Annotated in this window: 19 protein-coding genes; 13 read left to right on the top strand and 6 right to left on the bottom strand. The window is 47.2% G+C overall.

The features are described from left to right. Positions 1 to 8: 8 nt before the first annotated feature. The 7 genes from ABWV76_RS07815 to csrA all read left to right on the top strand — a co-directional run bounded on the left by ABWV76_RS07815 (position 9) and on the right by csrA (position 9,001). Positions 9 to 398, top strand: coding sequence for a hypothetical protein (locus ABWV76_RS07815; protein ID WP_353375699.1), 390 nt, complete (start codon positions 9 to 11; stop codon positions 396 to 398). A gap of 708 nt (positions 399 to 1,106) precedes the next feature. Further along, positions 1,107 to 1,328, top strand: a complete 222-nt coding sequence (locus ABWV76_RS07810; RefSeq protein ID WP_353375698.1) for a nucleoside deaminase — start codon at positions 1,107 to 1,109, stop codon at positions 1,326 to 1,328. Positions 1,329 to 2,237: 909 nt separating this feature from the next. Beyond that, positions 2,238 to 4,799, top strand: coding sequence for a hypothetical protein (locus tag ABWV76_RS07805; protein ID WP_353375697.1), 2,562 nt, complete (start codon positions 2,238 to 2,240; stop codon positions 4,797 to 4,799). Between the two features lie 553 nt (positions 4,800 to 5,352). Further along, complete coding sequence (locus ABWV76_RS07800) at positions 5,353 to 5,805, top strand: nucleoside deaminase (protein ID WP_353375696.1); 453 nt, start codon at positions 5,353 to 5,355, stop codon at positions 5,803 to 5,805. A gap of 340 nt (positions 5,806 to 6,145) precedes the next feature. Further along, positions 6,146 to 6,460 carry a tyrosine-type recombinase/integrase gene (locus ABWV76_RS07795; protein WP_353375695.1) on the top strand — a complete coding sequence of 105 codons (315 nt, stop codon included), beginning with the start codon at positions 6,146 to 6,148 and terminating at the stop codon, positions 6,458 to 6,460. 105 nt (positions 6,461 to 6,565) lie between these two features. Beyond that, a complete protein-coding gene (locus ABWV76_RS07790) occupies positions 6,566 to 7,159 on the top strand; it encodes a hypothetical protein (protein ID WP_353375694.1) in 594 nt (197 codons plus the stop codon). A 1,656-nt stretch (positions 7,160 to 8,815) separates the two neighbouring features. Next, the gene (gene csrA / locus ABWV76_RS07785; RefSeq protein ID WP_353375693.1) at positions 8,816 to 9,001 is read left to right on the top strand and encodes a carbon storage regulator CsrA; all 186 of its coding nucleotides are present in this window, start codon (positions 8,816 to 8,818) and stop codon (positions 8,999 to 9,001) included. A gap of 192 nt (positions 9,002 to 9,193) precedes the next feature. Here the strand turns inward: csrA and ABWV76_RS07780 are convergent, their stop codons facing one another. Continuing rightward, positions 9,194 to 10,396, bottom strand: coding sequence for a serine hydrolase domain-containing protein (locus ABWV76_RS07780; RefSeq protein ID WP_353375692.1), 1,203 nt, complete (start codon positions 10,394 to 10,396; stop codon positions 9,194 to 9,196). A gap of 57 nt (positions 10,397 to 10,453) precedes the next feature. Next, complete coding sequence (locus tag ABWV76_RS07775; RefSeq protein WP_353375691.1) at positions 10,454 to 11,299, bottom strand: alpha/beta hydrolase; 846 nt, start codon at positions 11,297 to 11,299, stop codon at positions 10,454 to 10,456. Between the two features lie 220 nt (positions 11,300 to 11,519). On the opposite strand from ABWV76_RS07775, the gene ABWV76_RS07770 reads away from it, so the two are divergent. Then, positions 11,520 to 13,694 (top strand): winged helix-turn-helix domain-containing protein, encoded by a 2,175-nt coding sequence (locus ABWV76_RS07770; RefSeq protein ID WP_353375690.1) that lies wholly within the window; start codon positions 11,520 to 11,522, stop codon positions 13,692 to 13,694. Positions 13,695 to 13,820: 126 nt separating this feature from the next. Here ABWV76_RS07770 and ABWV76_RS07765 read toward each other — a convergent pair whose 3' ends face one another. Next, positions 13,821 to 14,711, bottom strand: coding sequence for a LysR family transcriptional regulator (locus ABWV76_RS07765; RefSeq protein ID WP_353375689.1), 891 nt, complete (start codon positions 14,709 to 14,711; stop codon positions 13,821 to 13,823). Positions 14,712 to 14,853: 142 nt separating this feature from the next. Between ABWV76_RS07765 and ABWV76_RS07760 the strand changes: the two genes are divergently transcribed. Both ABWV76_RS07760 and ABWV76_RS07755 read left to right on the top strand, forming a co-directional pair. Next, positions 14,854 to 16,344: an aldehyde dehydrogenase family protein gene (locus tag ABWV76_RS07760; RefSeq protein ID WP_353375688.1), complete on the top strand. Its 1,491-nt coding sequence runs from the start codon at positions 14,854 to 14,856 to the stop codon at positions 16,342 to 16,344. 36 nt (positions 16,345 to 16,380) lie between these two features. Next, a complete protein-coding gene (locus ABWV76_RS07755) occupies positions 16,381 to 17,505 on the top strand; it encodes an alkene reductase (protein ID WP_353375687.1) in 1,125 nt (374 codons plus the stop codon). 185 nt (positions 17,506 to 17,690) lie between these two features. Here the strand turns inward: ABWV76_RS07755 and ABWV76_RS07750 are convergent, their stop codons facing one another. The 3 genes from ABWV76_RS07750 to ABWV76_RS07740 form a co-directional block, all read right to left on the bottom strand. Continuing rightward, positions 17,691 to 18,392 (bottom strand): cytochrome c biogenesis CcdA family protein, encoded by a 702-nt coding sequence (locus tag ABWV76_RS07750; protein ID WP_020414590.1) that lies wholly within the window; start codon positions 18,390 to 18,392, stop codon positions 17,691 to 17,693. Then, positions 18,385 to 18,795: a thioredoxin domain-containing protein gene (locus ABWV76_RS07745; RefSeq protein ID WP_353375686.1), complete on the bottom strand. Its 411-nt coding sequence runs from the start codon at positions 18,793 to 18,795 to the stop codon at positions 18,385 to 18,387. The genes ABWV76_RS07750 and ABWV76_RS07745 overlap by 8 nt, the downstream gene beginning before the upstream one ends. Before the next feature lie 560 nt (positions 18,796 to 19,355). After that, complete coding sequence (locus tag ABWV76_RS07740; protein WP_353375685.1) at positions 19,356 to 19,988, bottom strand: hypothetical protein; 633 nt, start codon at positions 19,986 to 19,988, stop codon at positions 19,356 to 19,358. Between the two features lie 787 nt (positions 19,989 to 20,775). Between ABWV76_RS07740 and ABWV76_RS07735 the strand changes: the two genes are divergently transcribed. From ABWV76_RS07735 to ABWV76_RS07725, 3 genes are all read left to right on the top strand, one after another. Next, on the top strand, positions 20,776 to 23,811 hold the full coding sequence (locus tag ABWV76_RS07735) for a DUF2339 domain-containing protein (RefSeq protein ID WP_353375684.1): 3,036 nt from the start codon (positions 20,776 to 20,778) through the stop codon (positions 23,809 to 23,811). A gap of 291 nt (positions 23,812 to 24,102) precedes the next feature. Beyond that, on the top strand, positions 24,103 to 24,840 hold the full coding sequence (locus ABWV76_RS07730; protein WP_020414585.1) for an OmpW/AlkL family protein: 738 nt from the start codon (positions 24,103 to 24,105) through the stop codon (positions 24,838 to 24,840). 325 nt (positions 24,841 to 25,165) lie between these two features. Next, entirely contained in the window at positions 25,166 to 25,597 is a 432-nt protein-coding gene (locus tag ABWV76_RS07725) for a DoxX family protein (protein ID WP_353375683.1), read from the top strand. Positions 25,598 to 25,663: the final 66 nt, after the last annotated feature.

Genomic DNA, 25,663 nt, shown 5'->3' with positions numbered 1-25,663 from the left:
GCAAACTGATGAACGGGAAAAACTTCATACTTAAATCTGCGGTCCCCGCTCTGCTGTTATTAGCTCTGAGTGCTTGTGGCGGCGGTAGCGGCAGTTCGGGTAGCCCCAGCAGCACAGACGGTTCTAGCAGTTCTAGCGGTTCCGGTGGTTCTGACGGTTCCGGTGGTTCCGGTGGTTCTGACGGTTCCGGCGGTTCCGGCGGTTCTGACGGTTCCGGTGGTTCTGACGGTTCCGGCGGTTCTGACGGTTCCGGCGGTTCTGACGGTTCCGGCGGTTCCGAATCTAAAACCTTCTCCAGCAGTATTACCGCCGTGAATATTAGCCGAAAGGACAGCGGTGATTTGCTGCCGGTATCTGGATTGCCTGCGGAAGGAGCAGAAATTACACTGAGCGAATGAATTACTTTTGGGTATAGGGAGCCTAAAAGCCCTTTTTGCTACCTACGAGTAAACGCCAACTGTAGCGTTCCACTTTGGATTCTGTCGCAAACTTTGCGACAGAATCCAACAATAGTCACCCTAAGAGCCGTCCCTGGGCTTTGCACAAAAATATCTTCAGTTGCTTAGAGTTTCGCAATCTTTTCCTCATAGGTGGGGCAACCCCCAACTATTAAACTCTCTTCCCCCTTTCCAGGTAGCGGTCTTCCGCTGGTATTCCCCCTCCTCGCAGGTAGTTAGTACCCCACAACCAAGGGGTTATTATTTCGTCAAACTCAAGTAGAAGTTTTATCAAAGAAGGGCTTACCCTAATGTTGACACCTATAAAGGTTTTATTCGCGTCAGAACGGGGGCTTGGATACCCTAACTATTGAGCCAGGCCAACTCTCAGGAGCATCAGCCTGTTAGTATCCTATACAGCACACACCAGCACAAAAAAAGCCATCAGTTCCCGTAGTTCGCTCTATAGGAAAGATTTATTGACGGGTTACCAAGTGCACGAAATATTTAATATAGCTTTATCAAAAAGTTAAGAGATATTTTCAGCCGCCATCTCCTCCAAATCGAAAAAGGCAATCCGGGACAGTTGACTTTTTTATTGCTTGTCCGTGATATATTCAGAAAAAAATTACCCTTCCTCGCTCAGCCATTGAGGAAGCACACACGGGCTTGGCCGCAGGCGGTATTCCCATTGGTAGTATATTAGCCCGTGACGGTGAAATTATTGGCAGAGGCCACAATCAGCGCATCCAACAGGATAGTGTTATCAAGCATGCTGAAATGGACGCGCTGGAAAAGACTGGAAGATTACGAGCGATCGAGTATCAAGAATGCACGCTTTATACGACTCTTTCGCCCTGCCCAATGTGCAGCGGAGCCATACGTCTATAAGGCATTAGGAATATTGTTATCGGTAAAAACAAAACCTTTCAGGGAGATGAGCTATTACTCAGATCTGAAGGCATAAGCCTAACCATCCTAAATAATTCTGACTGCATTAATCATTATGAATGAATTTATCCAGCAGCCCCCTGAGATCTGGCATGAAGATATTGGCGAGTAAAAAATATAAAACCATTGAATAAAAGTGAAATTAAATTAAAAACAACAAAATAATCATTACCGCACCTAGATAATGAACATTCAATCCCTCGATTTTAGAGGATGTCCTGCCGTTAAAACCTAGCTACAGAGTGAGCTAGAAATGCTTAGTGAAAAGATACCCCGGCTAACACAGAGTCGGAATGCGTTAGCTCAGTATGTTGACGAGCCTCTACCAGATAGGGTTTAGCTTTTTTCTTTTATCATTTAGACCAGAGTCGTGCAGGTTTCCCACCATGAATATCGTGCCACATCGTATTTTCACCCTCACCAAAAGCCCAGTCTTATCCGGCTCTTCAAAATCTGATAACAGCTTTTGGCACGTTATTTAGCCCTCTCCTTCCTCCGTTTTTCATATCCAAGGAAGCATTTTTGATCCGTCACACAATACTCATCCCGTAGCAATAACCTCGAGAGCCATGGATAAAGCCTTTGCTACTGCAATAGTGGCGTAACTTTTTACCGAAAGATTCCTTATAGAACATCCCAACAATGGCGCAAAAAATGTTATCAAACAAAAGACATTAACATTTTCCCTGATAATGCCTTCGACCTTGTTGGCTGATGCCCTTTTGAAGAGTAACTTAGGGCGGGTGGCAATTTTCTTGTGGGCCAGATATTCAATTGCTGTATCAAAGAGGGCGCGTGGCGCTTCCCAGCTATTTGCCTTCTCAAAAAAATTTAATACGGAGCATCATCATGGACGAGACTCTCACACTCTCTCCCGACGACCTGCAGCGCCGACTCAAAAAACAAAGCGCGCCCCTCACACTCTCTCCCGACGACCTGCAACGCCTGCTGGGCAAGCAAGCTACACAGCTAGATAGTTCGACCTCGCTCTCTTTCGAATTCACGCCAACATCTCAAACAGACACAATGCGGCGCGACCCCATCCTTGGCCAGCTCTTGCAACATGAAGCTCGCATGCTGGAGTGGCTTGGTGAATCTGAAGGCAATGCACGTCAGTTCGTGCTCGACCCAATTGCGACTTTTCAGCGGGTATGCGATCCGCGCCCCGAGCTGGTCCAGGGACTGCGCGGCCTGGTTGACCGAGAAGAGCCAAGCGACTTAATTGAAGAAGAAATTGAAGAGCAGCAAGGTCTTCAAGAAGTTGAATCCTCGCCAGATCCAGACCTTTCGCAGGGCTGGGACTTGATCAGTGCCTCGACTCAAGGCGCAGTCAACAATTGGATTAGCGAGCTCTTCGAAGGCGACTCCGGCCAATGGTCCTTCAGCGGGAGTGTCGGCAAGGGCCCCGCCAAGGTTCGCTACGAGTTCGCATTTGATTGTCCCGCCTTCATCGCTCCCGAAGACCAAAAGGCTACGCTGGACCTGCCCATCGCAGGGTTCATCAAGTTCCCAGGTATCACAAGCAACATCGAAGATGCACAAGGCCAGAGCCCCGGTCACGCGCGGCTCGTGCTTGACCTCGACAAAATGCAAGCCAGCGCCAGCATCAATCACGATGGGCAAGTCACCGTGACCATCCAGAAGCCCAGCTGGCGCATGATGGAGCTTGATCTCAGCGACATTCAACTCTCGCAACCGATCAAGGGGCTCGACATTACCGACGCGATGAAAGGCGCCGTCGACCAACTCATCTCAAGTTTCGAGTGGCCCATCAAATACACGGTCGCTCAACGCACCCCCCTGCCCGCCGGGAACCTGGACATCGGGGTGATGTATACAGCCTTTGATGGCGACTCCGGCTCAAACCTGTTCGGACTTGGGATATGCCGTAGGAATCGCCAACCAATAGACGCGCTTCTGCCGCAAACTGTCCCTAGCGGTTGTACGTCGGCACTCATCGTATCCAACGACATAATTTTGACCTCGGTGGCCGCAGCGATTGCTGAAGCAACGCCACTGACCTCATCGCAGCTGACGGTGACCGATACCTACCCTGAAAAAATGTACCTCAACACCGACGTCGAAGATGTCATTGACGGCGCGCACATCAAGATAAAAGAGAATAACCTTCAAGCGGCCTTCAATAACGATGGCGACCTTGTTCTGAATGCCGACGTCAGGGTGAAGCGGGGGGCCATGACGCTGTGGGTCTACCAGACCTTTAAGCTCTCTGCGACAGTCAGCTTCAGCGCCTACGACGATGTGCTCAACGTTCAGGTGAAGACCAAGGCAAAGCTCCCCTTCTGGTGGGCATTCGTACCGCTTGGCTGGGTCATTCAATTGATCATCTCGATTCTGAGTTCGAAGAAAGGGAGTGTCGACATCGCGATTCCCGGCTTTCAGGTCAAGAAGACGAATTCGCCCGCCTATCTTCAGATTGGTGGTGACTGGGCCTATATGCCAATCAAGCTTCATTCCACCCCAATCGCGCCTCCGAACATTCAGATGATGCACATCAATCAGCAGCTGGATGAAAACGGCGGAAGGTTCCGGTTTGACTTCAGCAAGTACGGTTCAGAAGTGACGAGCTTTATCGTTGCCGCCACCTACTGGTTCTTCAAGTACGAAGGAGGTACAGACCACCAAACTCAAACGCTGGGCCTGTCGCTCACCCAGGTTCACAACAAGAATGCCGTCCTCACCGTCACTCCAGACGCCACCTTGTTCGGCCAGAAGAAAGGTTTAAGTCCCTCAGACTCCCAATTGACATTGTCCTGCATCGCAGTAATCGACGGCCCCAAAGACGGTGTGATCCTACCGAGAACCATCACCGATATCCCCAATGAATCAACCAGCCCATACATCCCCCTCGATGAGCCAGAGGCTTATGCTGCCCTTGGAGGCTGGGCGTGCGAGTACCACAAGGACAACGACCCGAGCGAACCCCCAAAGTCACACCACGTTCGCACCATTGAGCTCGATGCAACCACCGCGGTTCCTAACAACTACGAAGTGGGTATCCAATCGACTGCACAGATGCACGATGACTCGGGCAACAATGCCATCGCATCGATTGATGGCAATCTCATCGAGCTGAGCAAGAGCCCCCCTCTGATCGCAAAGTACGTGCCAAACCTCCAAAACACGAGTGATGACGTCCCTGTCGAGATGGGCCAGCCCATAAGCGACGCGGCAGTATTCCTGTCTGGCTATCGCGTCCACTACGACAGCAGTGACCACGATATCCGGCAAGTCGGCGGAGGTTCGGAAACCTACTCCACATCAGGCTCGCAGGTCATACTGCACAATCCACACGCACTGATCGGCGACGGCGACTCGGGGAACAGCAAGCACACTCAAGAAAACAGCGAATCGCACGTATCGTTCCTAATTATCGCAGTACCGGAGTAAATCACGCGGTTGCTCGGGTGGCCATTACACGCCTGGGCAACCTATTCGTTACCAGAATCCCGCGACGGTGTGTACACGCTCCAGTCTTCTTTGGACGCCGCACCGTCGACGCCCCACGACAAACTGTAGTGGCGCGCAGTTTGTTAGTGAAAAGTAAGCGATGCACGAACTACTTACGATACTGAATACTGTGATTTATGTACCGCTGACTTTGCAGCAGCGTTTGGACCCTTTGCCTTCAAAAGCTTTATGGATACTCCATGATTTCTAGTGGGCAGGTACGGAAATAATATTTGAAATTTTTCTGTAGATTTATAGAGCGAAAGCCCCAAAAGTCGCCGTAGTCCTAGCGAAAAATAATGTGCCTGGAAAAGAACCCAAGCAAACGAACCTTTAATCAGAACTACCCTAGTTTATCAATCAGCCAGTTCATATCGTTAAGATCGTGCGGTTTTTGATTGGCAAAACCAGGCACCTGGTCTGAAGAATGCATCGACAAATACGCTATGCCCTATGCTTCAAGTACTCTTAGCAAATTAAACAGCGAGTTGCCATGAATAAATCCAGGCATGAAACTTTTATGCAAGCAGCGATTGAGGAAGCACGTAAGGGTTTAGCTACAGGAGGTGTCCCCATTGGTAGCGTAATCGTACTGAATGATGAAATTATCGGCAGGGGTCACAATCAGCGTATTCAACAGGATAGTGTGATCAAGCATGCAGAAATGGATGCATTGGAAAACACAGGGAGGTTGCGCGCTGCCGATTACCAAAAATGCACGCTTTATACGACTTTATCACCCTGCTCAATGTGTAGCGGAGCCATTCGCCTATACGGCATTAAAAATATTGTTATCGGTGAAAATAAAACTTTCCAGGGTGATGAATCATTACTCAAATCTGAAGGTGTAAGCTTGGTTGTTCTTAATAACCTTGAATGTATTGACCTTATGAATCAATTCATTCAGCAACACCCTGAAATTTGGCATGAAGATATTGGCGAGTAAGAAACCATTAACTGCAAAGTGTCTTTATAGTGGCCAGCCTATAAACCAAATTATTAGAAAAGATTGACATTTCATTGAGTCTTTCGATGTTTACACTGTGGCTTTCAAGAATTCAATTGTGTTTGAGAAGCTACACGGCCTCCTACTCAGCACCAATCTGACACATTACTGGTCAGCCTGATAGTTGCTAAGCAGGCCCAATCGGTGAAGGCTGCAACAGCCACCAGATATGGGCCCTAGCCTGAAGATACCTGAGGCACAACAACTATCCTAGATCGAAATTTCAGCAGTAAGAGCAGCCCTAAAACTATCCCCTCTCCTATTCCGCCGCCCTGGAGAATTGGGAAAACTTGTGTGGACAGAAATCAGTTGGGGTGCCAAGCACATAGAGCTGCCCAGCGAAAAAGTGAAAATGGGCCAGCCACACATTATCCCTCTTGCTGAACAGGCTATTGCCTTACTGCAAGAACTGAAGCCGCTAACAGGCCATGGCAAATATGTTTTCCCATCAGCTCGAGGCCAGTGCCGTCCACTGTCTGATAACGGTGTGAGGGCTGCGCCCAGCTCATTGGGCTGTGACAATGAAACCATGACCGCCCACAGCTTCCGTGCAATGGCCCGTACTCCATTAGACCGCGACACTCGGCAGATTTAATTTAGAATTCGCGTTTTCATCAAGGAAAAAATTGAATGTGGCACGTGCATCTCAAATCAGAGAGGTAGAACACATTCATCAATGGATTTACGAGGATAAAAGGATATGTCTATCAACGAACATGCAACCAAGGTACAGGTGAGTCGACTGGTTAACACCGCTCTGGCAGCGATTAAGAATAAAGATCCGAGACTTGATCAGACTCTGGTCCACACCTTGGATCAACTCAGCTTAATCAGCCGGAACCTGAATACTGCCAAACATAACGTACAGTACTTTGGTGGAATTATGGCGAGCGGCGCTCATGGACAAAACGCCTACCGAGCCAATCAATCCATGAACTCGAAGCTTAGGACCCTCTCATCACTTGAAGCCTTCCTCGCAGAAGAATGGAAAAAGCTTGGTAAAGCAGTTGACGCTTTTAGGAAACAGCTACCATGGGACGGCAAGACCGAATTGGAACTCCTGGACATGCTTGCGGGAGAAATCGAATCGTTCGATAAATTACTTAAGAAAAACGTTATTCAGGTTCCAAAACACCAGTCCAATCCACATCAAACGATGACCCTTCAAAGAGAAATCACCCAATTAAAGGCAATACCCGCTCATACAGCGCCAAGTATGCTTGTCTTAATTACCATCGGCCTTCGGTTATTTGCAATGTACGTCGGTTCTAAAAGAGTGACTAGCAATAGATAGTCTCGATTTCCTTTTTAGCAGCTCTCTAGGCGCTGAACGTTTTTCATCCGACAGGATCAATGCCTGTCGGAGCCTTATAAATAAATGGGGTCAGATCAATATTGTGTTAGTAATACCCACACTTATGGTAAAGCTATACATAGGCGTTCCAGCAGCATTTCCGTCACCCGCCTGGCAAACTGTTTCTCGATAGATGGAACCAGACAGGATTTGTAGCCCCCCACCAGAAAGTTCCCGAGCACCGATACTCCCGATTGAAGTAACGCACATAAATGGCGTGATGGGACACCCACGGAAAATAAAGCATCCTACGTCACACCATATTGCGCTGTTTATACATCAGCAACACGCGGATGACTGGGATCTAAAAAAAGTGGTGTCTCGTTGGTATCGATTATGCAAAGGCTCAGCTTTATCACAGCGTTTTTGTAGAGATGAAACCCAGATCACACCGAACTCACCCAACTCACAGAGGTAGTAAAAATTTGGAAGGCACGACTTACCGATATAAGTTGGTTCATGCACTGTCTGAACGAATCTATTGCGAGAGAGGCCAACCGTGAGACTGGCCTTTTATATTTTTTTCAAATTAGAAGGAATTTCTATTTCCCCAAAGCCCACCTAGTAAGGGGCTAAAAGGCCAGGAACTGTTGCCTCTAGCACAAATTTATTGGCCGGTGGATTAAGGTAGTCGAAATGCCAGGTTGATCGAATATCGCTACCTAGAGGAGAAAATCATGGCTCTGTTTTATGGTGAAACACTACAATAAAAATTGACATTGGATATTTTTAACGTGGATATGTACCCTATACAGGGGAAGCCTCTCGTCTCTACAGGTTCTTCTTAGCCATGATTAAAAGCCTAGTCAGAACTACCCTGTAATGGGTGCTCAGAATACTGTCCAGAAAAGCGATACAAAACTTCAGGCGGACACCTTTATCAAAAGGGTTATAAGCAGTAGCGAGACAATTACAATGAAAACGCGCAAAACCAAACCCTTAAAAAATATTTCGCAAATTTAAAAAGCTGATTGCTTTGAAAACTGCAACTCTCATAAGACTCCAAAACTTCATTTAAATTCTGGGCTAGAGAAATGAAAGCTTCTCGACACCCCCCTTATAAAGCTGCATTTCTTCGCGGTAAGTATACCTAAAAATATAGGCGCCCAAATAATCTTATTGGAATTTATTCAGTTTTCTTCAGCGTCAAAGCTGCGTAGAATCGAAAGATATTTATCAAGGTTATGGGCACTGATTAAACCGGCTTCTACAAGCCAACCGCCCAAGATAAAACAAGAACATCAAGAGTTGTATAAAAGACCCATTCCCAAAGGAGAACGGTAGAGTGACGTAAGAGTAAGTAAAAGGCGCTGACCCAAGGTGCGGCAACACCCGGGGTCAGCTAACCAAGTTGATAACGAACCTATCAAAATGGCTCCATGAATGGTACGCTAGAAACCCACTCGTCTTCAATAAAAGGTTGCAAATTCAGTAACCTGAGGCGATTCCCCAAGCACTGGGAGTCTAGCGCCCGCCTTTTCTTCTTTTACGCCTACCGTTCTCGCGCCCCTCCTAATACCTGCAACCGATATTACTTTCCTGGCCTTTCCGTTGCGGGAGGTTTGCCAATGCTTTGCGTCTCATTAGGAAACCGATATGTTGATTTTAAACCGCCGTACAGGCGAGAACCTCAGGATTGGGGAAAACGTCTCAATCACAATATTAGAAGTTAAAGGTAATCAGGTGCGGGTAGGTATAATCGCCCCCAAGACCTTGGCGGTTCACCGTGAAGAAATTTATAGAAGAATCAAAAAGCAACAGAGGCAAGACAATAGGAGATAAAAAGCAGTTTATCCCAATAGAGTGAACCCTAACAATCCTGCTTGGGCCCTACTGCTCCAAGGACGATAACTAGCGCAACCCTTGTATAATCAAACAATCTGTCCAGCGTTTAGGGCTTCCTTATTCTAAAGGCCCTAAATGCTGGACAGGAGTGTTTAACAGTTCCTAGGCAAGGTCAATTAATGTAACAATTTAGCCAGCTGTACCACTTAATGTAGAAGATACAAAAGCCGGCAAAATACGTTGTTCTATCAAGCCCAGGGTTTTGTCATCATCTCTGTGGCCGGTGATCGCAATCACCAAATCAAGATCTTCAATAGAGATCACATACTGGCCACCACCGCCCCAGCCAAACTTTGCGATATATTTCTTGTTGCCAACCTTCAGGGGCGTTCGCCAGAAGAAGTAGCCGTATGAAAAATTGGTATAGTCAAACTCATCATCTGTGGGAACAGCCACTTTGCCAGTAGCCTTGGCAATATACGCCTCCGGTATTAACTGGTGGCCGTTCCATTTTCCCTTATTAAGTACCAAAGTGCCCCACTTAACCATACTGCGCGATGTCATCATGGCTCTTGATCCTGCCTGGGGTACCCCGCTTACGGCCTCCTTCCAGTGATAGATATCGATCCCCATCTTCTCCAGTAGCTCTTCTTTAATAAAGTCGCTGGCGGAACCTGGAACCACGGCATCCAGAACCAGCATTGCAATCATTGGGTCTGAGCCTTGATATAAATAAGTTTGCGAATCAGAAGTGATCGGCTTACTGTAACTTAGATAGATTTGGGCCAGCTTTTTCCCGGTTAACTGCTCTTTGTTTTCCAGTAAGGCATCGAGTTTTTCCTCTGCAATACGGATTCCTGACTGCATGCTCATGGCATGATTTAGTGTGACAAGGTCTGCGCCTTTAACAAGTTGCTTCTTATCCAACCCCTTTAGGAAGGAAATGACAGGCTTGTCCAAGTCTGCCATGGTCAAATAACCTAACTGTATTGCCCGCCCAATTGCCAGGGCTGTATAGGCCTTGGTGGCAGATGCTTGTGGGTGAGGCAAGTTGACACGGCCAAGGGAATAGTAGGATTCAAATACCAGCTTGTTATTTTGGGCAATAAGCAGGCTATCGTAGGGGGTATGTTGATTATCGGCTATTTCCTGGGCCAGCTTTTGCAAGCTTTCCTTAATTGTATCTATTTCACCAACAGGAATACCGTCTTTTCTATCCGCTGGCGCCGTATCAATAAACGCCTTTTTGAGCTTTGGCGTGGATCTCTCCAGGTTTGGGAGGTCACTACGATAGTCAGCCATATTTATTTCTGGCGCCTTTAAGTCTCCCGCGCCTGCAGTAGCGCTTATGCCGTACATTAGGCCGATTGTGATTAGCTTCTTAAAAATCATCTTATATCCTCAATTTAACTTTGAAGTTTTTATTAATATGACTCGATATACTATTGGTTAATGTTTCAGCTTATCGGCAAGCCAATAAATACTGCGCACTGAAGTCTTCGGGAACGCTGTAGTGTGATTCGCGGATTCGATAACCGCTGGCTCCAGAGTTAAATTAGCCAATTTTTGCTTCTTTAACTCACCAACAAACTTTTCTACCGTAGCGCCGAGCTCTTTCTCTAATGCACCGTAAGCAATAAATACGTTTGTTTGCTTGGGTAGTTCCATCAATGGTTTGTTAGGCTCTGATTCAAGCCGGGAATCCATATAAGTGCCTATCAATCTTGATGGGCTACCGATAATGTAGTTTTGAAAAGTATCCGGTTGGCTTATTAAGGCGTAAACCCCAAAGAGCCCCCCGAATGAGTAACCGAAATAAGTACGGTTATCTGGATTCGCGCGGTAATTGCTTTCGATATACTTAATAACGTCATTTCTTATAAAGGCGAGATGCTGATGGGCCTCTCCTTTATAAGTTTTTTTATCTTTATTTTCTGAGGGTAGTGCTGGCTTAAAGTCTCGATATCGGCTCGACCATTCATTTTCATCAACTGGCATATCTTTCTGCCAGCCAATACCCACCAAAATGGCATCTTCCAGTGCGTATTCAGTAGTGGCCGATAGTATTTCAACTGCCCATAAAGCATCTGTATAGTAAATAACCGGATGCTTTTTAGTATCACGCTCCTCGTATTTCTCAGGCAGCTTAATAAACAGCTCGTATTCCCTGTTATTGCTGGAGTCCTGAATAGGTATTACTTGGATTGTGGATAACTCCAGAGCTTTGTGCTCATTTGCTTCAAGGGCAGCCATAGGTAGCAACAGGAGAAAGGCGACAAGTAAACGCTTTTTCATATCAGTATTTATACCGTTACATGTGATCGGAGAAGTGCTCAACCTAAACAAGGAGCCAGTGAAACACCTGAAGTGCTCCTGATTTTTCGATGACTTTCTGCTGTAGGCATAAAATGTCTATTTATCAATAGGTTACATGGTGCGCTTTAGCTGTAATCGGGGTTTATGCTAGTATCGATGGAAAAAATTCAGCTCAAATTTTGCTCAGGTAGATACATCAATGGCTTCACAATATTGGGTGGGTGACTTCTTTATTGATTTATCCAGAAACCAGATCACCCGAAATGAGCAATCACAAACTATCCCCCCAAAAGCCCTTGCCGTCTTAACCCACTTGGCAAAGCATCAGCGAAAAGTGGTGAGCCAGGATGAGCTACTGTCTGAAGTCTGGCCCGATACAATAGTCACCCCAAATACGCTGCAAAGAAGTATTGCGCAACTTAGAAAAGCCTTTGGGGAGGATCGCAAGCAGCAGTCTTATATTAGAACCCATGCCAAACAAGGTTATAGCCTGGAATGTGATATTGTTTGGCAAGATGGTAGTTCTATTCCACAGGATAAGACAGCACCGGAAGAAGACGCTCCCTCTCCAGTTCCCTCTGCACCCCCTGAGCCTGTAATAGATGTACAACCAAGTAATCCGGATTATCAAACCCAGCCAGTTAAACCAAATAGATTCCCAATATTTGCGCTAATCGGGATGGTATTATTGATATTTGTTGGATTTAATTACTCTTCACCCAAGCAAAACGCTCAGCTTATATTTGATCGATTACAGGCAGTAACGGCTACGGATCACAAAGAGTTTGGCCCCTCATATTCACCTGATGGTGAATATATTATATTTAATCGTTATTTGGATAAGCTCTGTGTGAATAAAATCTGGGCCAGGAATATACATACCCAGCAGGAAACGGAATTAACTCCCGAATGGGGTACTTATGGCCGCCATACATTATCTCCGGATGGCAAAAAACTGGTATTTATTTCAGAAGAAGACTGTACCATACCGCTAACCCAGAATACCTGTTACAACCTGGTAAGCCTGGACTTCCAAAAAGCTATGGTAAGCCCACAACAACCAAATGTATTAATGCGCTGTAAGAATTCGGCCATTAAAAATCCGGTATGGTTAAATAACAATGATCTCGCTATTTTGCATAATGAGTCTGATCGTTGGCGGCTAATCAAATATTCAGTGAGAGATAACACGAGTCAGGTACTTTATGACCTGGAAGAGGGAAACCTAGCCCACTTTGATTATTCAATCGATGACGATTTAATAGCCGTCACCAGCTATCATCAAGATGGTCAGCTTTATATCGATATGCTGGATTCTAAGGGGGCGCTTTTAACCAGCCATCCGATTGACTATCCAGATGAAATATCTGAACACAGAGCCATTTCCCCTAACTTTTCACCGAGAGAGGATGAGTTAATCTTTAGTACAGGGCGACGGCTCTTCTCACTCACCTATGATGGCAAGGTCAGTAAAATTCAGTTGCCTCTGGACCAGTCCGCCAGCTCTCCAGACTTTCATCCAGGTGGACATAGGGCGCTGGTTATTAAAGGGCAATACGATAGTGATATTGCCTCGATACCGCTAAAGCTGCCTGGGACTAGCACCACACCTTCAGAAGAAGATGTCAGCACAATTTACCCAAGCGCCACCCGATCAATTTCCGGGGAGGATGACGGCATTTTCCAACCCAATGGCAACTTGATTGCATTTACCTCCAGACGCTCTGGTGAAGACCAGGTGTGGGTCACTGATGGCAGTGATTTACGGCAGGTATCTCAGTTTCCAATCGATACCAATATCGACGGTATCCATTGGTCTGCCGATGGAGAAAGTATTCTGGTAAATGCCAATAACAAGCTCAATAAAATTTTCTTGGATGGCCGTGTAGAGAGCTTGCCCCTGAATGCGCCTATTGATCAGCTCTTCCAGTGGGACAGTATCGATAATTCAGCGTTACTATCCTTGACGGTTAAAGGTATTACACAGTTTGCAGAAGTCGATTTAGATAGCCTTGAGACCAGGTTTATCAATGAAAAACCAGTTAGCTGGGCCCAAAGAGCTAAAGATGGCCGGTTGATCTATATGGACCATATGAACCGCTTCTGGCAGCCCGGCCCTGCTGAAGACCAACTAATTGAGAAGCTGGTTGATCAAGGTAGCGAAAAGAGATTTGTTATCAAAGATAATGTGATTTACTCAATCAATCGAGACGACCAGCTGTGGTCATACAATCTCGACACCGATAACTTTTCCATTTTGAGGGAAATGCATAGGGATATCGATTACTTGACCGATATTAATCAAGAGAACCTGATGATTACCTATGTTGTTGCCGCTAAAAAGGAGGTGGCTGAGCTTTTCTTACGGCAATAGCATTACGACAATACACTCTTTTTATTTCTAAAAAAATAAGATGGTTTCCTAGAAACCATCTTACTATTCCATCACGATATGATACGAACTTTAATATTGCTAAAGCTCAATTAAAGAACTACATAGCTACCTAAATAATCTCATCAGCTGATCAACTACCCACATATGGAGCTGGCTGTGATTAGATCGGCTGTGCCATGCTGCAATGACTTCAAATTTTGGGGTCTGTGTATCCAAATTGAGAGGAATCACTTTCTTATTGGGCAACAATCTTGAGGGGTAAAAAGCAATTGTGTCAGTGGCAGCAATAATATCTGGTGCGGCTGAAAAGCAAGGTACTGACATTACGATATTGCGCTTTAGTCCTTGCATAGCAAACCATTCATCGTGAGACCCTCTCAAGTTCGGGCGAGAAGGCGAAATAATCAATTGTGGAAGCTCGGCTACGTCAGCCAAAGTCAATGACCTGCCCTTTAGAGGAGATTTTTTTCCTGCAATACAAACATGTTGCTCTTCAAATAACAGTTTGTAAGGCAGGTCATCCGGGATGAAATCAGGGAAAGTGAGCGCTAGATCGATCTCGCCGGCAACCATTAATTGATTTAGGTTATCTGTTTCAAAATCCCTAACAATAACTTTAAGCTCTGGAGCAGATTTACGGACAACCTCTAATAGCTGGGGCAGTACCGATTGAATCGCATAGTCTGTGGCGCTAATGCTAAAAACCCCCTTATAGGTTGCCGGGTCAAAAGCTATTGGGGTCAGCAGTGACTCTATATCCTTTAAAATGCTGCTGATCCTGCCGCCCAGTTGTTCGGCAATAGGAGTGGGCACCATGCCGTTGCCTTGCCTAATGAACAGACGGTCATCAAATACTTCCCTCAACTTACGCAGCTGTTCACTGATTGCTTGCTGAGTTAACCCTACTTTTTCCGCTACCCGCGATAGGTTTCTCTCTTGCAGTAGCGCTTCCAATATACGTAGCTGTTTCAGGTCTAACCGACTTATACCATTCATATTTGTAACCAGGACAAAGAGTAGTTGTTTCTAATTGTATCTTTGCCTATCTATTATTCCCACCATCGTAAGGCACAGCCACATCTGGCTGGGGCTATTTAATAGCCCAAGTAGTTACTCTTCTAATTATCTGGAGATAGATATGAGCCGACCCACTAAGCGCTTTGCTCCTCAGAAATCTTATAAATTATTTATTGGTGGTGAATGGGTTAATAGCAACTCGGGGCGTACGATGGACAGCCTCAATCCTGCTACAGGCGAATTACTGACTCGCATACCGTTGGCCGATTCAAGTGATGTCGATGCTGCTGTCATTGCGGCAGAAAAGGCGTTCCCCACCTGGAAACTTACTTCCGCTATTGAACGACAGGATGCACTGCTCAAAATTGCAGACAGGCTTTCAGAAAAGAAAGCATTCTTCGCCCACCTTGAGGCATTGGAAACCGGCAAGCCAATTCGCGAAACTTCAAATATTGATATCCCACTGGCCATAGACCACTTTCGCTACTTTGCAGGGGTTATCCGCTCTCACAGCGACGAAGCGGTGATGATTGATGATCAAACCATGAGCTTGGTATTCAGCGAGCCAATGGGTGTAGTCGGTCAGGTAATCCCATGGAACTACCCTCTGCTGATGGCAGCCTGGAAGATTGCACCCGCTATCGCAACCGGTAACACCGTAGTGATTAAGCCATCCGAGATGACTTCATCCAGCCTGCTGGAGCTGACCAAGATTTTCAAAGAAGTATTACCAGATGGTGTGGTGAACGTTGTCACCGGCGTAGGCCCAGAAGCGGGCCAGGCTTTACTGGATCACCCTAAAGTCGCGAAGCTGGCCTTCACCGGGTCTACTGGCATCGGATATAACGTGGCCAAAGCTGCGGCTGATAAATTGGTACCAGCTACATTGGAGCTGGGTGGCAAGTCGGCCAATATCGTATTCCCAGACACAAACTGGGAAAAAGCCCTGGAGGGCGGAGCCCTGTCTATCCTGCTGAACCAGGGACAAGTCTGTGAATCTGGTGCCCGCCTTTTTGTGCACGAAGATATTGTTGAGCGTTTTACTTCGGAACTAAAAGCCAAGTTTGAATCTGTAAATGTCGGCGACCCGATGGATCCCAACACACAGATGGGCAGCCAGATCAGTGAAACGCAAATGAACCGTATTCTTGGTTACATAGATATTGCCAAAGAAGAAGGTGCAAAGATCCTTACCGGCGGTAAGCGGCTGCAAAAACCCGGAATGGAACAGGGTTTTTACATTGAGCCGACAATTATTACCCATGCCGACAACGCAATGAAAGTCGCACAAGAAGAAATCTTTGGCCCTGTGGTGGTAGTGATTCCATTCTCCTCTGAGGAGGAAGTTATAGCGATGGCCAACCAATCCGATTATGGCTTGGCAGGTGCTGTTTGGACTCAGGATATAAACCGTGCACTGCGCGTTGCACGAGCCGTGGAAACAGGCCGCATGTGGGTGAATACCTATCACGAACTCCCTGCCCATGCACCGTTCGGCGGTTACAAGAAATCAGGTATTGGGCGTGAAACCCATAAATCGATGATTGATGCCTACACGCAGAAGAAGAATATCTTTATCAGTCTTAATGAAAAGCCCTACGGTCTTTTTTAAGCCTCACTGCAATAAGCTTTTAGCAGGAAAGTAGTTATGAAAAACGAAGCACTGTTCAGTGAAATCAACCTGGGCCCTTACACCCTGAAAAACCGTATTGTTCTGCCACCGCTTACCCGCTCGCGTAGTTCACAGCCCGGTAACATCGCTAATGACTTAATGGCCAACTACTACGCTCAGCGTGCCGGTGCGGGCTTTATGGTCACCGAGGGCACGCAAATCGAACCCAGGGGGCAGGGCTACGCCTGGACCCCCGGAATTTATTCACAGGAACAGATCGAAGGCTGGAAAAAAGTGACCAAAGCCGTACACGATCAAGGCGGTATTATTTTTGCCCAGCTTTGGCATGTGGGGCGTGTATCCCACACATCACTACAACCGGGTCGAACGGCTCCTGTTGCGCCGTCTGCAATTCGTGCAGATGCAGTAAAGGTATTTATTGAGACAGGGCCAGGGCAAGGTGCTTTGGCTGATCCCAGTGAACCTCGTGCACTGACAACAGAAGAAGTTAAAGAACTGGTGCAGCTCTATGCCCAGGCAGCACGCAATGCTTTGGAAGCAGGCTTCGACGGTGTTGAGCTGCATTGTGCCAATGGATATCTTGTAAACCAGTTTATTTCTGAGCATACCAATCAACGCGATGACGAGTATGGCGGTAGCCTGGAGAGCCGACTGCGTTTCCTCAAAGAGATTGTTGCAGCGGTATCAGCAGAGGTAGGTAATGATCGACTCGGCGTTCGATTTGCTCCGCTGTTTGAAAGTACCGATGAGGACCGTGTTTATCTTGGCTTGGTGGAGAGTGACCCACACACAACTTATATCGAAGCAATCAAACTATTGAACGAGGCGGGAATTGCTTACCTATCTTTAGCAGAAGCGGATTGGGATAATGCACCGGATTTACCTGAGAATTTCTACCAGGAAGTACGAGATATCTTTGGCGGGCGCATCATGTATGCCGGCAAGTATTCCCCAGAGAAGGCTTTGCGGGTGCTGCAGGCGGGTAACGGAGATATCTTTGGTTTTGGCCGCCCTTTCATTGCCAATCCGGACCTTCCCACACGTATTCGCAATGATTGGCCTCTTAATAAGGTTGACCCTGAAACCATGTATGGCGGTACCGATGAAGGCTATACCGATTACCCTTCTTACCAGCCATAATTTTTAACAGTTCCTTAACAGGACATAAAAAAAAGCCCCAGTAATTGAAGGTTACTGGGGCTTTAAACTTACTCGTAAAACTTCTTGGATTCCTGAGTTAATTTTCAGTGTTTTTCCAGACACTAAAATAACTATTAATCGCTTTGGACACCTCGACTAAATAGTGATTTACTTCGAGATGATTATTAAAAACTAAAAGTCCACTCGGGCATCCAGTTCAAAGCCCAGGTTTCCAGGACTTTATCAAAGCCACTCAACACCATAATCCCAAGCAACAAAAGTATGGCACCAAGTGCTACTTTGCCACCAACAGCAAAAGCGCCAACTGATGGTGATAAGCGGCTATAAATTTTCCGTGATAGCCCGCCTGCCACCAGTAGCGCAGCGCCGGTACCAAGCCCAAAAGAAAACATCACCATAAATGATTGGCCTAGTTGCTGGCCCATGGAAGCAAGCGCGATTGCTGCACCTAGCGTGGGACCTACGCAGGGCAACCAGATAATTCCTGTGAGAAAGCCGATACCAAACTGTCCGGCCCAGGCGCCATCACCAGTAATACTCGCCCCAGCGGTAACTTTCGCCAAACGCAGGGTCACCCAGTCGGAAAGGGGTTTGATCAGCAGAATAAGGGCAACGGCCACAAGCAGGATTGCAGCAATATAACGAAATAGCTCTGGGTCCAGCCCTAAAGAGACCAACAGGAAACTGAGCACAGTTCCAGCCAGGGCAAATGACAAGCTGAGCCCTACGGCGAGCGCATAAGGCCCCCAGCGCCCAGCACTGCTGGAGGCGCCAACCACCATTGGCACCAGCGGCCAAACACAGGGGGAGAGAATACTAAGTGTGCCCGCAATCAAGGCCAGGGGGATGGCGCTGACTTCAAGCATTTTCGCCGCAGGCCTTAACTGAGTTAAAGATATTCTGGCGAATAACATCAGCGCGTGTTTCAGCAACACTGAACCATACCTGCTTGTCCCCACGATAGAGCAGCAGAGTTGACTGCCTGGGCGCACGGAAATGCTTTACCCACTCTTTTTGCTTGTCGAAATTCACATTAAGGATTGTGAGGCCGCACTGGGGGTTATCTTCCTGGAACTGCGCAAGAATTATGCCCTGCTTCTTGCAGGTAGGGCACCAGTCTGCCCGTACATCAATCAATACGGGTTGCTTCGCAGCTTGCAGCTCTTTGAAGCGCTCTTCGGAGAAGGGCTCTCCGGCTGATGCGAAGGGCACGCTAAGAAGGAAGGAAGTTACAAGCAAAGAGCGTAGAAATAAGTGAAGAACTTTCATGCTAATCATATCCTCGGTATAAAAATGCACACCCCAGCGGAAAGGTAAAATTGGGTGCATTGCAACCTTAGTCGGCGTAGGCCGCAAATTATTACAGTCCATAATGAGGAATTTCTTAACAGATACTTACTGTAGAGCCGTCCACATTTACCATGGTTTGGATACAACACACTCCAAAAGCCAAGCCAGCTCAGGATTCAAAGGAAAGCCTGAACCCCGGATAAAAGAGAAATCCAGGGGGTAAGACGTGAAAATGTGCAGCTAATCCAATCGCTCAAGAAATGACTCAAAGCCCCAGATTCGTCTTAAAAGCTGATTATCTGCCCCTGGCTATAAAGTAGAAAAATGCAAAGATTTCGTCATGCTAAGCCAGGAATGCCAAGTACATTTCAAAGGCCTCAAAAACAGGCTAAGCAGATCCTCCTACTCTCTAGGAAAGCATGCACATTGGAACTCTGAGGATTCTGGCCAATTAATCGTTGGGAATGGGGAATCTGTAGGTCTCAAAAGTTAACCTAATTTATTGAAGGATGAACATAGAATACTAAATTAGCGGATTTTTATTTCCGGCCAATCTTTTTATGTATCACCATTAATATCAGCGGAATCACCAGCCAACCCAAAGACCAAACCACAGGGCTGATGAATGCAAGTCCAATAGTAAGTACTGCGACGAAGGGTTCAGTCGTTGCGCTTTTGAAGACGTTATCTTTTTCATTGCTGGTAAGGGATGTGTTAGCGAAGCCCATCTTGCGGGCATACTGCCAGCCTGCGAGCCCAATAAATCCCGATAGCGCAAGGCATACACTCTGGCCAACGGTGGACGAGATGCTCACTAATTTAGGGTCATTGATCGCAAAATAGAGATAAAAACATACGACCACCTGCTGCAATAACACCAGCGAAGTATGGATATTATTGGACTGCTCAACGGGCCCAAGTAATTTATGCGTCAGATTCCACTGTACGAGCGTTAGTCCTACGGCAATAAATAGGCGGAAAATCTCTTGGGAATTCTCCACTAAAAGACTCAGAAGGCCAAATTCAAGCTTTATCCAAGCCATATCTTCTCCCGAAGGAAGATATAAAACGAAGTTGACAAATAAGAGCGCGTAAGCGACATCAATAAAATTTTCAAGTCGCCGCAGGCGGCAATGCCTTATTGCAATAGTTCCAGTATCTATATGGCGCATCAGGGAGACCAGACTTTTTAGCCACAGTGAGTCTCGTTATAGCAGACACCGGATGCTGTATAGATGCAAAAAATAGACTGAAAGCCAGTAATTTTTACGCCTCCCAGTAAAAAGAGGCAGAGAAAAGGGCCGGCCTGTTATTTGCTCTTAGATAACTTTTCGCCTGAAGAAGATAGTTCGATTAATGATCTAACTGGTACTACTGCCATCATTATTACGCTAAAAGCTGATAGCCGGCCAATTTTGGTTGATAAGCAGACAGATCGAGCACAATTCAAACAAGGCAATACTATTAATCGATTGACTTCAAACAGAATCTACATAAGATCCTACGAAATTAACCCGGATAAAGATTTAACAACCATTTGCATAGCTATCCGGACGCTGAGTTTGGTCAGTAGACCTCCTGACAAGATCCCCACTTTTCCAGGGTTAAACGAATACAATTTTTACAGCCAGCAGAAAAAAGTATAATTATTTTTCTAGAAAAATTGATGATGCAAAAAACTTTATTGAACTCAATGCCGGTAAAAATACCTTCGGCTGCAAACCTTACCGTATCCAGTATGAAAACCAGCCTAAGTAAAAATCTCAAAGCTGGCTTTTGAAAGAACTGGCACGGTATCCTGAAGCAGTCAGATTAGAGGCTGAAAACACTCAATCGTCAGAAAAAATAGCAAGAGGAGTGACAGTGCTCCTTATCCATTTATCTTGGACAGCCCAACCTAAGCATTGCTTTGAATAATAAGTCAATAATACCCAGCAACCATATAAAAATGGGGTAATTATGGAAGGTGAATTACTTTCACTTCGAGCCGAACTCGCCCTGCTGGAGCGGGACAATCAACGCCGGCTGGAGACCTTCGAACGACGGCTCTCCGCCCTTGAGGCACAGCTCAGGCGGGACGATACAGAAACCAAAGAAGCCTTGGTAGAAAGTACTGCTGAGTTAGAAGACGAACTGGCCCTGCTTATGGGCACACCCTCCAAGCCCCGCCAAACCATTCAGCAAGCTCATTCAGCAACCATACCTTCAGCAACGGCAACTCCTACCCCGAAATCTTCTGAATCCAAATCAACGCCTGAGAGAGCCGGTAAACCATCAGTAGCCACTCCATGGTTACAAGAAGGCCTGGCCAGCCTATTGGCACCAACCCTAGAACCGCTCAATCGCGTGTGGGAGCCCCTTGCAAACTTTTATCGCCATTACCAGCGCCAGGGTAAAGCCCCGGTATTCTTTATGACCGCTGCCGGCATACTGGCACTGGTATTTGGCTTCGCATACTTGCTGCAGTTCTCTTTCAACAACTATTTGGGCCCGGCCGGTAAGGTGATCTTGGGCTTTCTGGTTGCGGCGGCAACCACTTTTGGCGGTGTGACTTTTAGCCGGCGTATGCCCCATATGGCGGACTACGGCTCTGGATTAATAGCGCTCGGAGTGATTCTTCTCTACCTGTGTGGGTACTTTGCCGGGCCTTACTATCAGTTGCTGCCTGTTCCTGTTGGAGTCGGCCTGTTGGTGGCGACAACAGGGCTCTCTTACTTACTGGCCCTATTATTTGAGACACGAGTGGTGTCTATGGTGACCCTGCTGGGCAGTGCCACCATGCCTTTGGTGGCGAATCATTTTGATCCTTCCGCACTTGTTTACCTCAGCTATTTATTGGCACTCGCCCTAGCGATGCTGCATTTATCCAGGCAGATACGCTGGCCACAGCTTGCGATCGTCACTATGGTACTGAGCGCAGGCATGCTGGAGTTTTCCGTCTCAAATCTGGATGAGGCTACATCTACCTGGGGGCCATTACTAATACTGCACGGCTTCTTTTATGGCTTTGCCCACTACGCTCTGCGAGGACTAAGTGCTGAATTGATAGAGTCCAAAGGGCTGGAGCGAAGACGCCTGATTATTATTGCCGCAAACCTGGTGCTGTTTATCCACATCAGCTGGTCGCTCGCACCCAACAGTAACGCACTGGGCATTGTGTGGCTGCTGAACCTTCTACCCTGGATGGCTCTGGCCATTTATTCACGCTGGCTGTTTGGCTACAACGCCATCAGTATTTCCGCCCGTGTTGTACAGAATATGGCTCTACTACACGGTGGATTACTGGCAGGCTTGGCAATCCTTGCGTTGTGCAGTCCCGCTTTATTGGGGATTGTCTGGTGTCTAGAGGGATTGTTGCTGATTTTTCTCGGTGCCCGTTTTGGTTTCATCAGTGTAAGAAGCGAGGGTTACATCGCCCTATCTGCAGCTGGCGTTACCATGCTGTGGCAAGCTCTGACCTGGGTAGCTGGCGGAGTTGTTCCCGCACCAATATTGCTGTCATTAAGCGCAGATGCTGGTTGGGGTAACTGGTTGGCGCTCTGTGCGGCTGCCTTCGCATTAACCCGGCTGTTGCAGCACTGCGCAGATCGGATTACTCCTAGAGAGCACCATTTAACCTCTTTCGCAGATAACGCTTTTGTGGTGTTTTTATCCGCAAGCTTTCTGCTATCTGTTGGCATCCTCTGGCCCCAGGGTATGTGGCTGCTTGCCTTGCTACCGATGGGCTTTTTAATCTGGCACGGCAAGCGCACTGGTTCAGCATTTAGTGAATGGTTTGGACTCAGCCATTACTTACTGCTGTTTATCCCACTACTCGCGAGTGCATCGATTGTGGGTAACTTGCATTTCTACGATCAAATACCTTACGGAAAGATCGCTAGTGTAGAGGCCTTCCTTAGCTTGTGGATGATTGCAGCTCTGTATAAACACCTGGATATGCAATCCACTGGCTTCTCTCTGGCACTCAATTTGCGCAAGCTGTTTTACGCTCTGGTGCCAATATTTTTCCTACCAACAGTACTTTATAAGGCCAACGACTACTTCCCCATCGCCGTTTGGCTGTCTGGCGCTATCGCCCTGGCACTTTATACACACCTGAAACTGGAGGTATTAAAACAGGAACTGCGCATATTGATCGCAGGCGCAAGCTTTGTAGCAATAATCAGTTGTGCTCTGCAGGAGTTCGCCAACTGGCAAGGGTTTGCCTTGAGTGGGTTGCTGTTGGGGCTGGTATCAATGGCGGCACTGTTGTGGATCGGCCAGGGATTGCGGCGGAAGCCAGCCGGCCAGGATTGGCGGTTGGCCCTGCATCGGGCACTTAAGCCACTCTTTCCATTGGCCTTTTACTATCTCGCGGCAACGCTACTTATTATTAGCTATGCGCTAAGCCGTGACTTTGCACTGGCACTTTTACTATGCCAGCTGTACTTCGCCGGTCTGTATATTTTTAAACCCCAACTAGCGCCGCTGCGCAACCAGTTGACCCCCCTTTATATGCTGAGTCTGCGCCTGTTTGAGTTTATTACCTTGTTGCAAGTTGCAGCGGTCATTGCCAATTCCGCTAAGGCGCCAATGTTGGGAGTGTATAACCTGGTGGCCCTGGGAATCGCTTCACTGTTGGTTTATCAGCGCTTTTTCGCCAATAGAGCCGTATGGCCCGGCCGCAGGCTGTTTAACCTGTGGGTGCTGCACCTTACAGCCATCCCAGCTTATATTGCGCTGCTGGCGCAAGTGCTGGAAACCATGTGGCTGCCAGCCATATCATTTGCCTTGGTGGTGCATGCAACACTGCTACTGTTCCAGACTCTAAGACCTGATACCCAAAAGTTACTGAAGCTCTCACTCATGTTGTTCGGCATTGCCGCACTAAAAATTGTGCTGTGGGATATGCAGGACTTTTCCCTGATACAAAAGATTGTGGTCTGTATGCTGGTGGGACTGTGCATGCTGGGGGCTGCATTCCAGTATCAGAAATTTCTGACCCCCAGAAAATGAAAACACCAAAAATACTGATCAGCTTATCTCAAAAATGTAATGGGCCTTTTTAGGCCCATTACTATTTACAGTTGTTAAATTAGTTATGATTTGTGTGGGGTTATACAAGAACTCCATGTGCTCTATCTTTTGAAGCAATACTTACAAAGGTTTGGCACAGATCACCCTCTATATATTGCTGCTGTAGACGTCTTATCACATCAAAGAACGCCTTACCCAAACCGCCCATTTGCCGGCCAACTACACTGAATGCGTAACTCCATTTCGATAAAATGCGCAGGGAAGCAAGAAATGAAACGGCTTCAGTTGGCAATAACGCTTTTTGCCGCCTTACTCATTAGTAGCCAAGCTTTGGCAGAGTATAAAAAAGGAGACTTTATTGTTCGTGTTGGCGCCGCCGCAGTTGATCCCAATGACGATTCCGACAATCTGCGCCTAAATGGCACCATACTGCCTGATACACGGGTTTACGTGGATACCGGTTACTCCGTGAGCGTTACGGGCACATGGTTATTCGCAGACCACTGGGGATTGGGGCTTTTGGCAGCATTACCATTTAAACATGATCTCGACGTGCGCGGCCTGCCCGACCCGGTGACTGGCGAACCTCTCGGACGGGTGCGCCTCGGGGACATTAAACATCTGCCTCCTACCCTCACCTTGCAATGGTACCCAGTATGCACAGAATCCTGGGTGCAGCCTTACATTGGTGTCGGAGTAAATTACACCCACTTTTTAAGTGAGCATATCAATCGTGCGGCTCAGAATTACTTTGAAGCTGTACTCGGTGCAGAATCACGAGCAAGACTCAAGCTGGATGATTCTTGGGGCCTGGCTGGGGAAGTTGGAATAGATATCGCCTTTGGCCAGGATAGCCGTTGGCTGTTTAATGCCGCTATTTGGTACCTGGATATTGATACCGATGCAAATATCCGCTTCTATACAGGTGCGGAAACTTACTCCCGTATCAATGTCGATGTGGACATAGATCCGTTTGTTTTCTCGGTCGGTATCGGTTACCACTTCTGATTTGGAGTGCCGGGAATCTGAAAGAGTGATTTTAACGGTTTCTTTTTTATGCCAGTCTGGGCATTAAAGAAATAAGTTATGGACTTTCCTTTCAGTCTGGCGGTAGCTCGCCTCTTCAGTAATCCACTCTCATTTTAATTGATCGAGCAAGCACTTCCCGTTGCGGCGTTCCGATAGACTCAACATTCATTCTATTTTCCCGAATCATACGGCCCGTTTTAAGCAATTTTCATCCTGTCCCTGCCCGATAAACTGCTCCCCATCGATAGAGGTTGCCCATCCCCTGGGGCACTACTTTAGAACTCACAGATTGAGGAGCGATACCATGACCACTTCCGCCCTGAGCACAATTCAAGATACCAACTCCATGTTTCCTGCTATTACCGACTTGGCTGGCCGTATAGGCCTGGCTGCGATTTTCTTACTGGCAGGTGTTAATAAAATTCAAAACTACGAGGGCAGCGCCCAGTACCTGGCCTACGGCGGCCTGCCTGAATTCCTGCTGCCACTGGTGATACTGTTTGAAGTAGGTACCGCCCTTGCCTTGATCGCAGGCTTTCAAATTCGCTTGGTTGCAGTAGCCCTAGCTGGATTTAGTGTGATTACCGCCGCCTTGTATCACAACAATCTGGCTGACCAGATGCAATTTATTATGTTCTTCAAAAACATCGCCATGGCCGGGGGCTTCCTGTTACTGGCTGCTAATGGTGCTGGACGATGGAGCCTGGACGCTCGCAGACAGGGAGCCAAGCAGTAATGCCTCATAAAACAGACGGCAGAAACCCCGAGAAAATCGGGGCCTGCACTCACTCTTACAGGCTTT

Source organism: Microbulbifer sp. NBRC 101763 (assembly GCF_040371615.1).
GTDB lineage: Bacteria > Pseudomonadota > Gammaproteobacteria > Pseudomonadales > Cellvibrionaceae > Microbulbifer > Microbulbifer variabilis.
This window is presented reverse-complemented; position numbering and strand designations above follow the sequence as displayed.